Origin of the sequence: Paraburkholderia lycopersici, assembly GCF_900096975.1 — a bacterium.
GTDB lineage: Bacteria > Pseudomonadota > Gammaproteobacteria > Burkholderiales > Burkholderiaceae > Paraburkholderia > Paraburkholderia lycopersici.
The window spans coordinates 25,622-38,195 of sequence record NZ_FMYQ01000017.1 but is presented as its reverse complement, the minus strand read 5'-3'; the positions used below and the strand labels follow the sequence as shown (position 1 = coordinate 38,195).

Genomic DNA, 12,574 nt, shown 5'->3' with positions numbered 1-12,574 from the left:
ACGTGCGAAGCACACTCGATTGCGAAGGACAACCGGCGTTCGTCACGCCGGGAACTGCAAGTACTGCGCGGGAAAGCGCGTTAGCTTTCCCGCGCCTGGATGAAAAGATGCGTTAGCCGTTCAGCTCGAGCGAGAGATAAATGGTCTTGAGCTGCGTGTACTGATCGAAGGCTTCCACTCCCTTGTCGTAACCACCGAACCCCGACGTCTTGTAGCCACCGAAAGGCGTCGTAATGTCTCCCTCGCCGTAGCCATTCACCGCGACCGTACCGGCCTGGATCTGGCGCGCCACGCGTATCGCCACGTTCACGTCGTTGGTGAACAGCGTGGCGGCCAGACCGAACGACGAATCGTTGGCAATGCGTATGGCTTCTTCTTCGGTATCGAAGGCGATGACCGCGACGACCGGTCCGAAAATCTCGTTCTGGGCGATGGCGCTCGACGGGTCCACGTTCGCGATGATGGTCGGCTCGACGAACCAGCCGCCCGTTTCCTTCATGACCTGCTTGCCGCCGGACACCACCGAGGCGCCGTCCTGCTTCGCCTGGTCGATGGCCGAAAGCACGCGCGTCAACGCCGACGCTTCGATCAGCGGGCCGAGCTTGCTGGCCGGGTCCGTCGGCTGGCCCACGGTCCATTGCTTCGCCGCGTTCGCGAGCAGTTCGACGAAGGCGTCCTTGATGCTCGAATGCACCAGAATGCGCGAGCCGCACGTGCAGTTCTGGCCCATGTTCCAGAATGCCGCGCCCGCGAGATTTTCAGCGATGGATCCGAGTCGGTTGGCAGCGTCGGCCATGACGATTTGCGGGCTCTTGCCACCGCACTCCAGCACGACCTTCTTCAGATTGCTGTCCGCCGCATAGCGCAGGAAGTGACGGCCGACTTCCGTGGAGCCGGTGAACGAAATGACATCCACGTCGGGATGCAGGCCCAGCGCCTTGCCGGTCACGTGACCGAGACCCGGCACGACGTTGAAGACGCCCGCGGGAATGCCCGCATCCGCAGCGAGTTCGGCGATACGCAGCGTGGAAAGCGGCGCGAGTTCAGCCGGTTTGACGACGATGGAGTTACCGGCGGCCAGCGCCGGCGAGATCTTCCACGACAACGTGCCGGCAGGGAAATTCCACGGCAGCACCATGCCGACCACGCCCACCGCTTCCCGCACGATGAGACCAAGCTTGTCCTCGCCCGTGGGCGACACCTTGCCGAACACCTTGTCGATTGCTTCGGCATACCAACGAATATTGTTCACCACGTCGGGGACGTCGAGGTTCTGGCAGTCCGAGATCGGTTTGCCGGCATCGACGGAATCGAGCAACGCGATCTCGGCGCCGTTGGCTTCGACCAGATCCGAGAACTTGCGCAAGATGCGCTTGCGCTCGCGCGGCTCCATCTTGCTCCAGACGCCCGACTGAAACGCCTTGCGGGCCGACTGGACGGCGCGGTCGACGTCGCTCGCCGAGCACGCGGCCACGCGGTTGAGCAACTGCCCGCTGGCCGGGTTGAGATTTTCGAAAACGGCGCCGTTCTCGGCATCGACGAACTGACCGTCGATAAACGCCTGGGTACGCACCGTGTAGGGAATCGACATCGCTAGCACTCCGTTAAATCGTTAAAGGACTCTGCTCAGGAAGGCTTTGGTTCTGGCCGTCTGGGTATGGTTGAAAAAGTGTTCGGGGCTGCCTTGCTCCACGACGACGCCGCCATCCATGAAGACGACCAGGTCGCTCACTTCGCGGGCAAAGCCCAGTTCGTGCGTGACGACGATCATGCTCATGCCGTCGGAGGCGAGGTCGCGCATCACGTTCAGCACTTCGCCCACGAGCTCGGGGTCGAGCGCGCTGGTCGGTTCGTCGAAGAGCATGAGCTTCGGCTTCATGGCGAGTGCGCGGGCAATCGCCACGCGCTGCTGCTGGCCGCCCGACAGCGTGCCCGGATACGCCGACGCCTTGGCGGTCAGGCCAACCTTGGCGAGCAGGTCCATCGCTTCGGCGATGGCCTGTTTTTTCGACACCTTGCGCACGCTCATGGGCGCTTCGATGATGTTCTGCAGCACCGTCATGTGCGGAAACAGATTGAAGTTCTGAAACACCATGCCGACATCGGCGCGCTGCCGCGCGATCTCGCTCGGCTTGAGTTCGTAGAGCATGTCGTTGCGTTCGCGATAGCCGACCATCTCGCCAGCCACCTGCAGGAAACCCCTCTCGATACGTTCGAGATGATTCATGCAGCGAAGAAAGGTGCTTTTACCGGAGCCGGACGGACCGAGAATGCAGGCAACCTTGCCGTATTCGATCTGGAGGTCGACGCCCTTCAGCACCTTGAGCGGACCATACGATTTTTCGACGTTGCGCGCGTGGAGCGCGAAGCGTTGCGCCGAAGCGCTAGGCGTAGAACTTTTCATCATGTCAGATTCCGGCGTTCGAAACGGTCGCTTCCTCGACCATCATGGGTTTGCTTTTTTGCGTCCGACGGTCGCTCTTGCCAAAGTGACGTTCGAGCGCGTTCTGCCCGATCGACAGCACGGTGGTCAGCACCAGATACCAGGTCGATGCCACGATCAGCAGCGGGATGGTCTGAAAGTTGGTGGTGTAGATCAGTTGCGCCGAATACAGCAGCTCTTCCATTGCGATCACGCTGACAAGCGAGGTCGTCTTGAGCATGCCGATAAGCTGATTGCCGGTAGGCGGCACGATCACACGCATGGCTTGAGGCAGGATGATGCGGGTCATCACGCGGAAGCTTGAGAGCCCAAGCGCCTGGGCCGCTTCGCGTTGACCGCCGGGCACGGCCGCGAGACCGGAACGCACGATCTCGGACATGTACGCGCCTTCGTTCAGGCCGAGGCCGAGCAGCGCCGCCACGTACACGGTGATGACCTTGTTCGCGTCGAAATGCGCGAGCGACGGGCCGACGGGAAAGCCCAACGTCAACGTGGGATACAACGCGGAGAGGTTGTACCAGAAGATCAGTTGCACCAGCAGCGGCGTGCCGCGAAAGACGAACACGTAGCCGGACGCCACCGTGCTCAGCACAGGATTATCGGAAATGCGCATCAGCGCGACGATGGTGCCGAGCACGATGCCGATCGCCATGGCCGCGACCGTGAGCCAGACCGTAGTCAGGAGTCCGTTGAGAATGGATTCGTTCGTCAGGTACTGGGCAACGAGATTCCATTTGAAGCGCGGATTCGTGACCATCGACATTACGAATCCGCCCAGCACGACCACGAGAACCACAGCGGCGACCAGGCGCCCATGATGCTTGAGTGGCACAACGGACATCGGTTTTTGATCTTGAAGTGTGTTTCTCGTATCCATCACTCTGCGTCCCCAAAACGTCGTCCCAAGGGTGTCCCTGGGAAATCTGCGTGATTCAATCATCATCCAGTAATCGGTTACCGGTAGCCGTGAACATCCTGACACCTCAGATTAGGTGCGTCAAGCCGACAAAAACCCGGTATGGCCATCGGCACTTTTGTGCCGTCACGGCGGCAACAGGCGTGACGAAGCTTTGTCTGCATGGAGGCAGACAATCGTCGATACGGCTCATACCAGCGTGTGAAACCGCGCTTATCGCACGGTCATTCCCGGTCTATGACGCGTGCGGCGCCAGTCCGCAATGCGGGCGGGTCTAAAGAAAACTGCCGGGAGGAAAATTCATTTTTGTCGCTCCACTGTGAGGCAGTCCGGCGCGAGCGCGGACTGCCTTGTCCCCTGTCTCCAGCGAATGTCCAGCGAATGCGCGAATCAGAAGCCGTACTTCGGCGGCGTCGAGCCTTCGCGATAGATGCTCGCGCTTTTCGCGGCGCCGTACGCCGTGTCGTTCGCCTTGAGAATGCTTGCGTAGACACCGCTCTGGATGAGGTGGTCATACGCGGCTTGCAGCGCCTTCCCGAGCTTCTCCGCATTCTTGTTGCGCGCAATGGCGGTCGCGGTCGGACCGCCGCCGATCTCGCCCGTTGCCGCTAGTGCGTCGTCCAGATGAATCGCTTCCTGCGCGCCGCCGCGATTGATCAGCACGCCGTCCACGCGCCCGCTGTGCAGCGCGAGCACCGCATTGCTGATCGACGGGAAACTGCTGACCGTCGGCGCGGACCCGCCGCATTTCGGCACGGCCGTCTTGAGCGTTTCCAGTTCGGCGGAGCCCGCCATCGCCCCGACCGAATGACCGCAGATATCCGTGAGCGCGGACAGCTTCGTCTTGCCGGTCTTTAGCGCAAGGAACGAACTGTAGTCCTGCCAGTCCGTCACGAAGTCCACCACTTTCAGACGCTCGTTCGTCACGTAGAACTCGCCGAACGAGATGTCGAACTTGTCCGCCTGTAGCCCCGTGAGCGCGGCCGCGAACGGGATCAGCGAAATGTCCGCCTTCAGGCCCATCGTCTCGGCGATCGCATGGGCGAGATCCACATCCATGCCCTTGAGGCTGTTGCCTTCCTTATAGGCGAGCGGCTTGCCGATGTCGGGCACGGCGATACGCAGCACGCCGGCCTGGCGAATGTCCTCGGGAAGCAGCGCAGCGACCTTGTCGGCCTTCGGGACTTCCGCGTGCACGCTGGCCAGCGGGCCCATCAGCGCGCCGGTGATGACCGCTGTGAGCACGCGCAAAACGAAACGTCGGGGTTGAGCCATCGGGTAACTCCTCTGTCGTGTGATTTGTGAATGAACCGCATCAGCAAGATTTTGTAGTCAGTTGACAATGACGACTGACGGGTAATACATTACCGCTTACCGATCTCCAAAACAAGCAGATCAAAAAAACCTCGGGCAAACCCCCGATTTTCTCACTCACCGGACAGGCGGCAGGGCTCAAATGGACACGACAAACGGGAACGCGGACTACGACGTCATCATCATTGGCGGAGGTCCTTCGGGCATCTCCGCCTCGTGGGAACTCCGGGACAAGAAGATTCTCGTGCTGGAAAAAACCCATCGCATGGGTGGCCGGCTGTATTCGTTCGCGCGCGGCGACTACTGGATGAATCTGGGCGGCCATCTGTTTCCGGCGGCCGGATCGCATATGCGCAACATCCTCCATTCGATCGGTCTGGACGTGATCCGGATTCCGGGCAACAAGTTCGCGATCCAGTGGGGCGGCAAGGTCTATGCGCCCAAGGCGGTCTCGGCGCTGCCCCTCACGCTGCCGATGTCACTCGGTGAACGCATCGCGATGGCGCGCGTCGGCCTGCGTATCCTGAAGGCCGTGAAGGGCTGGCAGCAGGAAATGGAGCCGGTCTACGGCGAGAGCCCTCAACGCCGCCGCGCGCGGGTCGCGCGCTATCTGTCGCATCTGTCGTTCCGCCAGTTCCTCGGCCGCCTGCCGAAGCGGGTCGACGCGCTCTTCCAGTCCGCGAGCCGGCGCGCGGCTGCCGAAATGGAAGATCAGAACGCGGGCGTGGGCGTTTCGCTGTTCGGCGCGGTCTGGGCCGGCAAGGGCGACTCGATGGCGCTCAATCTGAACGGCGGCTCGGGGCGGCTCGGTGAAGTGATGATGGAGTTGATGGGCGACCGCGTGCAGTACCACACCACCGTGAAGTCGGTGAAGAAGGAAGGCAATCGCGTCAACGTCACGTACGAAGTGAACGGCGAAACGCACACGGTCACGGCCTCGCAGGTGATCGTCGCGATTCCGGCCAACCAGGCCGCGCAGATCGTGCAGGACATTCCCGAAGACGTGCGCAGCGTGCTGAAGGGCGTGCAGTACGGTCCGTTCCCGACCATGGGCGTGATCACCGACGAACCCGGCCCGATGCCCTACGACGATATCTACGCGATCACCACGCCGGAAGCGTCGTTCGACATGTTCTTCAATCACGCGAATCCGCTGCGCACGAGCGGCCCGCGCAAGCCGGGCGGCAGCCTGATGGTGTATTCTGGCGGCGAACCCGCGCGCCAGCTCCTGAAGCACACGGACGAAGAGATCCGCGACATCTATCTCGCCGACATCTACAAGATGTATCCGCAACTCAAGGGGCACATCAAGGAAACGATCGTGCAGCGCTGGGAGCCGGGCAACACGTATCGGCCGGCGGGCTTCAATTTCGACCCGATGCTGTCCTATTGCGAGCGCGGCGACGTGGACATTCATTTCGCCGGCGACTACTTCGCGGAAATCGGCAACATGGAGATCGCGACCGGTTCGGCGCACGAGGCCGCCAAGCGCGCACGCGCCCGTCTCATGAGCCGCGACACGGCCACGGGCGCGCGACGCGACAGCGCCCGCCGCGATCTCGACAAAGCCGCCGCGGCCTGACCGATGCACGTCAAGACACAGCGCTTCGCGCTGATCGGCGCGGGCGTCGCGGCGCAAACGCACGCGCGGGAGTTGCGGCGCGTGGCCAATGCGTCGCTCGTCGCAGTCTGGGCGCGCAGCGCGGACGCGGCCGCCGCGTTCGCCGCGGCCAACGCGATCCCGCGCCACTACTCGGACCTCGCCGCCCTGCTCGCCGACGCGGACATCGACGTGGTCATCATCACCACGCCCAACGGCACGCATCGCGAGTACGCGGTGGCAGCGGCCCGCGCAGGCAAGCACGTGATCGTCGAGAAACCGCTGGAGATCACCACGGCGCGTTCGCAGGCGATTATCGACGCGTGCGCCAAAGCGCAGCGGCGCCTGTTCGTGATTTATCAGCGGCGCTATTCGAAGGCCGTTTTGCAGACGATCGACGATCTGGGCAGCGGCAAGCTGGGCGACATCGTGCTGGTCAATATCGTCGACAACCAGTTTCGACCGCGACGGTATTACCTGGATGCGTCGTGGCGAGGCACGCACGAACTGGAAGGCGGCGGCTGCGTGATGACCCAGTCGACCCACATGATCGATCTCGCGCAATTCATTCTGGGCCCGATCACCTCGGTCTACGCCCGCACGAAAACCGCGTACCACGAGATCGACACGGAAGACGTGGCCGCCGCCGTGTTCGAATTCGCCGGCGGGACGCTCGGCACGTTCTCGTCCTCGACCGCGGCCTACCCCGGTCAGCGTCATGTGCTGACTATCTCGGGCACCGCGGGCACCGTCATGCTCAACGGCGAGCACGACCAGATCATCTTCCGCCGTTCGATGCACGACGAGCACCACGCGGACGTGCCGGAAAACTTCAGCTTCGCGGACCCGACCGACCCGCGCGACTACCCCACGTTCGGGCAACGCGTGCAACTGGAGCGGATTGTTGCCGCGCTGAACGACGACTCGACGGCGGCGGGACAGGAAGACCTTCTTATATCGGCTCGCGTGATCGACGCGATCTACGAATCGGCGGCAAGCGGATTGCCGGTGAAAATTGCCGCAGAGTAGCGACTGGAAGCCGAAATTACCGCGCACTGGTAGCGCAAGGAGTAAGAGTGTATTATACGTCACCGCTAGCATTTTACCTCGGTGCCCCCATGGAGAACGTTTTACAACAGGTCAACCTGCGCGACCAGGCGCTCGCCGTTCTGAAATATCGGCTGATTTCAGGCGATCTGGCGCCAGGCGAAATTTATTCCGCCGCAGCGCTGGCTTCGGAACTCGGGGTGTCGAACAGCCCGGTGCGCGAAGCCATGCTCACGCTGGTCAACGAAGGCCTGATGGAAACGGTCAAGAACCGTGGCTTTCGCGTGGTTCCCCTGCGCGATGAAGAGCGCCGGAACATCTACGAATTGCGCAAGCTGATCGAAGTGCCGTCCATGGCGAAGCTCGCCTCGATGAAGGACGAAGTCAACGCTCACCGCGAGCACTTCGAGCAACTGGCTGCGGATATCGTGAAGGCGGCGCACGAGAAAAACGTGGTCGCTTTCGTTGAGGCGGACAGGAACTTCCATATTGGTCTGCTCTCGCTTCTCAAGAACGAGCAGCTCACCAGCATCGTCGAGAACTTGCGCAACCAGACCCGGCGATACGGCCTGAAAGTGCTGTCGAGCCAGGAAGGCGAACTGGTCAAGTCAGCCGAAGGTCATAAGCTGTTGCTCGACGCCATTCTGTCCGGCGACAAAAAGCTCGTCACGAAGATCATGACCGAGCATTTGAGCCCGCTCGCCGGCGACGACTTGACCGAGCCGGGCGTTACCGTAGCGCCTGAAGCGCCCCGCAAGCGGGCCTGACTCGCGCACACCAGCCAGCCGCCTCTCTCCGACTTTTCCCCTGGCTTCTCCTGTTACCGGGCTTCGAGCTTGAAGCGGCGCGTGCAAACGGCGCCGCGCTTCGTTTGTCTTCACGCGAAGATATCCGAAAGATAGGGATTCAGAAATAATCCTTTCGGGTCCATGGCTCGCCGCACTTTGACGAATCGATCGAGATGCGGGTACACCGCGGCCGCCCGAGGACGATCCATGAAATTGACCTTTCCCCAATGCGGTCTCGGCTCGAACGGACCGAGTGCGGCATCGACCGCCCTGAGAAACGGCCAATAGTCCCTGCCGATTTCCCCCGACACCGAAAGCGAGGTGCTGTCCCGCTCGCTTTGCGGCGAAATGAAAGCGTCGTCGGCTTTCTGCCAGCGCACCTGAAACGGCGAAACCGCGTCGGTGAAATCGTTCAGCATCAGATGACGCACAGCCTCGACCGCTTCGCGCGCGTGCACCGACCCGACCATGTACTCCAGCTCGTGAAACTCGGCATCCGTCGTGCCGTCGGGATATATGCGATACGCCCTGCCCACGCGGCGCAGCGGCTCGTCCGATTCCAACACGGACGGACCAGCCGGAATCTTGTGCAGCAGTTTCACGAAACAGTGATCCTTCGGCGTGGGCGGCAGTCGGTACATTTCGTGCGACCGGTCAGCCGGCATCCACCAGAAAGAAAAGTGATGATGGTTGGCCAGCAGTTCGCCCCATCGCTCGCTCACTTCCGCCCACGGCATCACCACCAGTTCTTCGCGCAAGTAATACGCGGGCACCACCTTCAGTCCCACGCGCAGCACGGGACCCAGCAGACCTAACGACACCTGCCCGGCTTTCGGAAGCTCCGGCGTCGATTCGTCGATGTCGACCACTTCGCCGAGCCCGTTGACGATACGCAACCGGCACACCGTTGCCGACATCGAACCGTGCGCGATACCCGAGCCCTTCGTGCCGGTAGCGATGGCGCCGGCGACCGACTGCGCGTCGATATCGCCTTGATTGGCGATCGACACACCGGCGTTCCACAGCGGTTCACCCACCGACGATAGCCGCGATCCGCCCGCAACCGCGGCTTCCAGCGCCGCCGCGTTCACGGAGAACACGCGCTCCGTTCCGGAGAGATCGAAGAGGCTTCCGGCGGTGTTGACGATCGGACTGAACGAGTGCCCGCCGCCCGCGACACGCAACGGCCGCCCGGCGAGGATGTCTCGCCGCATGAGCTCGATGGCCTCTTCCTCGCTCGCGGGTTGGCGGATCCCGGCTGGGCTGAATGCCTGGCTCCTGCCCCAGTTGGTCCACTGCGTGGTGCCGGTTCGTTCCGTCAAGTGTCCGCTCCTTTCGAATTCCGCTGCAAGGCTGCCCGATCTGCATCGCCTGCCGCATAGCTGGCTATCGATTACCGGTCACAGTACACGGATTTCATTCACAGCGCAACGCCGAAAAAGATGCCGGACAGATACAATATTTATACAATATATTCTCATAGATTTCGCGTCATGCCGGAAAAGTTGTGATGCAAGAGTGCAAATAAAACGTATAAAACCAATTTAATACAATAACATAGAGATTCCAGACAAGAGATTCCTAAATATCGTTTTGTATAAAATATTCAGTTGATGTACGATTGTTTGGCGGGATGTCCCCGCGACGAACGCCCGGATCGGTGACCGGCGCGCCCGCGTCGCGCAACACGAGACCGACGACGGCCTTGCACCACCGCCCCGAACCCTTCACGAATGTTTAAGGAAATACGATGAGCGACTCGATCTTCACCGGCACCATCCCCGCCCTCATGACGCCTTGCACGGCCGACCGCAAACCCGACTACGACGCACTGGTCGCCAAGGGGCGCGAACTCGTCGATCTCGGCATGAGCGCGGTGGTGTACTGCGGCTCGATGGGCGACTGGCCGCTGCTGTCCGAAGCGCAACGCCAGGAAGGTGTCGCGCGTCTTGTCGCGGCCGGCATCCCGACCATCGTCGGAACGGGTGCGGTCAATTCAAAGGAAGCGGTGTCTCACGCCGCGCACGCGGCCAAGGTCGGCGCGGGCGGCCTGATGGTGATTCCGCGCGTGCTGTCGCGCGGCGCCTCGCTGGCGGCGCAAAAGGCGCACTTCTCCGCCATCCTCGAAGCCGCGCCGAAGCTGCCGGCCGTCATCTACAACAGCCCGTACTATGGCTTCGCCACGCGCGCCGATCTGTTCTTCGAACTGCGAGCGAAGTACCCGAATCTGATCGGCTTCAAGGAATTCGGCGGCGCCGCCGACATGCGCTACGCCGCGGAGCACATCACGAGCCAGGACGACGAAGTCACGCTGATGGCGGGCGTCGACACGCAGGTGTTCCACGGCTTCGTCAACTGCGGCGCTACGGGCGCGATCACCGGCATCGGCAATGCGTTGCCGCGTGTAGTGCTGCAACTGGTCGATCTGTGCGGCAAGGCCGCCAAGGGCGACGTGACCGCACGCCGCCAGGCGCAGGAGCTTGAGTCGGCGCTGGCTGTGCTGTCCTCGTTCGACGAAGGCACCGACCTCGTGCTGTACTACAAGTACCTGATGGTCCTGAACGGCGACAAGGAATATACGCTCCACTTCAATGAAACAGATGTGCTCAGCGACGCCCAGCGCCGCTACGCCGAAACGCAGTACGCGCTGTTCCGCAACTGGTACGCGGAATGGTCGAAGGGCGTCAACGCGTAAGGGCTGAACCGCGAGGGCGATCTCGCCTTCGTCTTCGCCGTCGCAAGCGGCCAGCACACGCTGGCCGCTTTGCTTTGGTGCGTATCCCTTCACTTCTCCAACTGGCTGTCATCGACAGCGCAAGGAACAGGCATCATGCAACTCAGTGGCAATTTGCTGATTGGCAGGCAATCCGTCTTCGGCGGCAACGGCACGATTCACGCCGTCCACGCATCGACGGGCGCCGCGATCGAACCGGCGTTCGGCGGCGCGACGCTGGACGACCTCGACCGGGCGTGCGCGCTCGCGTGGGCCGCCTTCGACACCTACCGCGAGACCGGGCCCGACGTACGCGCGCGGTTTCTCGAAACCATCGCCCAGAAAATCGTCGACATCGGCGACGACCTGATCGAACGCTGCATGGCGGAAAGCGGTCTGCCGCGCACGCGACTCGAAGGCGAACGCGGCCGCACAGTCGGCCAGCTGCGCATGTTCGCCGATGTCGTGCGCGACGGCGACTACATCGGCGCGCGCGTCGACCCGGCGCAACCCGAACGCAAGCCGCTGCCGCGCGTGGATCTGCGCCTGCGCCATATCGGCCTCGGTCCGGTGGCGGTGTTCGGCGCCAGCAACTTCCCGCTGGCGTTCTCGGTCGCGGGCGGCGATACCGCTTCGGCGCTGGCGGCCGGTTGCCCCGTCATCGTCAAGGCTCACTCGGCGCATCCGGGCACCTCGGAACTGGTCGGCCGCGCGATACAACAGGCCGTCGTGGATTGCGCCCTGCCGGAAGGCACGTTCTCGCTGCTGTTCGACAGCGGCCGGGACGTCGGTCAAGGGCTGATCAAGGATCATCGCATCAAGGCCGCGGGCTTCACCGGCTCGCGCGGCGGCGGCATGGCGCTTATGCAACTCGCCGTGGCACGCCCGGAACCCATTCCCGTTTATGCCGAGATGAGCAGCATCAACCCGGTTCTGCTGTTTCCGCATGCGCTAAAGAATCGTGGCGAGACGATTGCTGGGGCCTTCGTGTCATCGCTCGTACTGGGCGCCGGTCAGTTCTGCACGAACCCCGGTCTCGTTTTCGCCGTGGACGGCCCGGAACTCGACGCGTTCATTCGCGCCGCCGCCGCCGCGGTCGAGAACACCGCGGCGCAGACCATGCTCACGCCGGGCATCCGCCGGGCCTACGAAAACGCGGTCGAGAGGACCGGCGCGCAGGAAGCCGTGACGACTGCCGCACGCGGTCTCGATCCGACGGCTGGCCATCAGGGCCGCTCGGCGTTGTTCGTCACCAGCGCCGAGGCGTTCCGCGGCAATCCTGCGCTGCAGGAAGAGACCTTCGGCGCATCCTCGCTGATCGTGCGCGTGCCGACGCTCGACGTCATGCTCGAACTGATCGAGTCGCTGGAAGGACAACTGACCTCGGCGCTCCACATCGACGAAGCCGACTACGCCGACGCCCGCCGCATGCTGCCCGCGCTCGAACGCCGAACCGGCCGCATTCTCGTGAACGGCTTCGGCACGGGCGTGGAGGTGGGTCACGCAATGGTGCACGGCGGGCCGTATCCGTCGACAGCCGATGGACGCTCGACTTCCGTCGGCAGTCTGGCGATCCATCGCTTTCTGCGTCCGGTGAGCTATCAGGATTTGCCTGAAGCTTTGCTGCCCGATGCGCTGAAGCGCGACAACCCGCTCGGGCTGAATCGCCGCATCGACGGAAAACTGCGACTGGCGACCTGAAACGAGCAAGAAAAAAGGAGCGGTTACGCAAGCAACCGCTCCTTTTTCAGCC

10 protein-coding genes are annotated in these 12,574 nt (G+C 62.6%); 5 read left to right on the top strand and 5 right to left on the bottom strand.

All coding sequences use genetic code 11. The annotated features are described in order from the left end of the window. Nucleotides 1–112: 112 nt before the first annotated feature. The 4 genes from BLU17_RS18610 to BLU17_RS18595 form a co-directional block, all read right to left on the bottom strand. A complete protein-coding gene (locus tag BLU17_RS18610; RefSeq protein WP_091999433.1) occupies nucleotides 113–1,591 on the bottom strand; it encodes an aldehyde dehydrogenase in 1,479 nt (492 codons plus the stop codon). A gap of 21 nt (nucleotides 1,592–1,612) precedes the next feature. Next, the gene (locus BLU17_RS18605; protein ID WP_281247843.1) at nucleotides 1,613–2,407 is read right to left on the bottom strand and encodes an amino acid ABC transporter ATP-binding protein; all 795 of its coding nucleotides are present in this window, start codon (nucleotides 2,405–2,407) and stop codon (nucleotides 1,613–1,615) included. A gap of 1 nt (nucleotide 2,408) precedes the next feature. Further along, nucleotides 2,409–3,284 carry an amino acid ABC transporter permease gene (locus BLU17_RS18600; protein ID WP_218137026.1) on the bottom strand — a complete coding sequence of 292 codons (876 nt, stop codon included), beginning with the start codon at nucleotides 3,282–3,284 and terminating at the stop codon, nucleotides 2,409–2,411. Nucleotides 3,285–3,749: 465 nt separating this feature from the next. Next, entirely contained in the window at nucleotides 3,750–4,634 is an 885-nt protein-coding gene (locus tag BLU17_RS18595; protein ID WP_091999427.1) for a transporter substrate-binding domain-containing protein, read from the bottom strand. Nucleotides 4,635–4,815: 181 nt separating this feature from the next. On the opposite strand from BLU17_RS18595, the gene BLU17_RS18590 reads away from it, so the two are divergent. From BLU17_RS18590 to BLU17_RS18580, 3 genes are all read left to right on the top strand, one after another. Beyond that, nucleotides 4,816–6,255 (top strand): NAD(P)/FAD-dependent oxidoreductase, encoded by a 1,440-nt coding sequence (locus BLU17_RS18590; RefSeq protein WP_091999424.1) that lies wholly within the window; start codon nucleotides 4,816–4,818, stop codon nucleotides 6,253–6,255. 3 nt (nucleotides 6,256–6,258) lie between these two features. Continuing rightward, nucleotides 6,259–7,302: a Gfo/Idh/MocA family protein gene (locus BLU17_RS18585; RefSeq protein WP_091999421.1), complete on the top strand. Its 1,044-nt coding sequence runs from the start codon at nucleotides 6,259–6,261 to the stop codon at nucleotides 7,300–7,302. Nucleotides 7,303–7,391: 89 nt separating this feature from the next. Then, nucleotides 7,392–8,087, top strand: a complete 696-nt coding sequence (locus BLU17_RS18580; RefSeq protein WP_091999417.1) for a GntR family transcriptional regulator — start codon at nucleotides 7,392–7,394, stop codon at nucleotides 8,085–8,087. A 110-nt stretch (nucleotides 8,088–8,197) separates the two neighbouring features. Here the strand turns inward: BLU17_RS18580 and BLU17_RS18575 are convergent, their stop codons facing one another. Further along, entirely contained in the window at nucleotides 8,198–9,430 is a 1,233-nt protein-coding gene (locus tag BLU17_RS18575; RefSeq protein WP_218137025.1) for a D-arabinono-1,4-lactone oxidase, read from the bottom strand. A gap of 428 nt (nucleotides 9,431–9,858) precedes the next feature. On the opposite strand from BLU17_RS18575, the gene BLU17_RS18570 reads away from it, so the two are divergent. After that, nucleotides 9,859–10,803 carry a dihydrodipicolinate synthase family protein gene (locus tag BLU17_RS18570; RefSeq protein WP_091999414.1) on the top strand — a complete coding sequence of 315 codons (945 nt, stop codon included), beginning with the start codon at nucleotides 9,859–9,861 and terminating at the stop codon, nucleotides 10,801–10,803. A 135-nt stretch (nucleotides 10,804–10,938) separates the two neighbouring features. Beyond that, the gene (locus BLU17_RS18565; RefSeq protein WP_091999411.1) at nucleotides 10,939–12,522 is read left to right on the top strand and encodes an aldehyde dehydrogenase (NADP(+)); all 1,584 of its coding nucleotides are present in this window, start codon (nucleotides 10,939–10,941) and stop codon (nucleotides 12,520–12,522) included. Nucleotides 12,523–12,574 lie beyond the last annotated feature (52 nt).

What these genes read in the sequence shown, in the direction of transcription:
- BLU17_RS18570 (WP_091999414.1), top strand. Translation starts at nt 9,859, where the DNA reads ATGAGCGACTCGATCTTCACCGGCACCATCCCCGCCCTCATGACGCCT.
- BLU17_RS18605 (WP_281247843.1), bottom strand. Translation starts at nt 2,407, where the DNA reads ATGATGAAAAGTTCTACGCCTAGCGCTTCGGCGCAACGCTTCGCGCTC.
- BLU17_RS18610 (WP_091999433.1), bottom strand. Translation starts at nt 1,591, where the DNA reads ATGTCGATTCCCTACACGGTGCGTACCCAGGCGTTTATCGACGGTCAG.
- BLU17_RS18580 (WP_091999417.1), top strand. Translation starts at nt 7,392, where the DNA reads ATGGAGAACGTTTTACAACAGGTCAACCTGCGCGACCAGGCGCTCGCC.
- BLU17_RS18600 (WP_218137026.1), bottom strand. Translation starts at nt 3,284, where the DNA reads ATGTCCGTTGTGCCACTCAAGCATCATGGGCGCCTGGTCGCCGCTGTG.
- BLU17_RS18595 (WP_091999427.1), bottom strand. Translation starts at nt 4,634, where the DNA reads ATGGCTCAACCCCGACGTTTCGTTTTGCGCGTGCTCACAGCGGTCATC.
- BLU17_RS18585 (WP_091999421.1), top strand. Translation starts at nt 6,259, where the DNA reads ATGCACGTCAAGACACAGCGCTTCGCGCTGATCGGCGCGGGCGTCGCG.
- BLU17_RS18565 (WP_091999411.1), top strand. Translation starts at nt 10,939, where the DNA reads ATGCAACTCAGTGGCAATTTGCTGATTGGCAGGCAATCCGTCTTCGGC.
- BLU17_RS18590 (WP_091999424.1), top strand. Translation starts at nt 4,816, where the DNA reads ATGGACACGACAAACGGGAACGCGGACTACGACGTCATCATCATTGGC.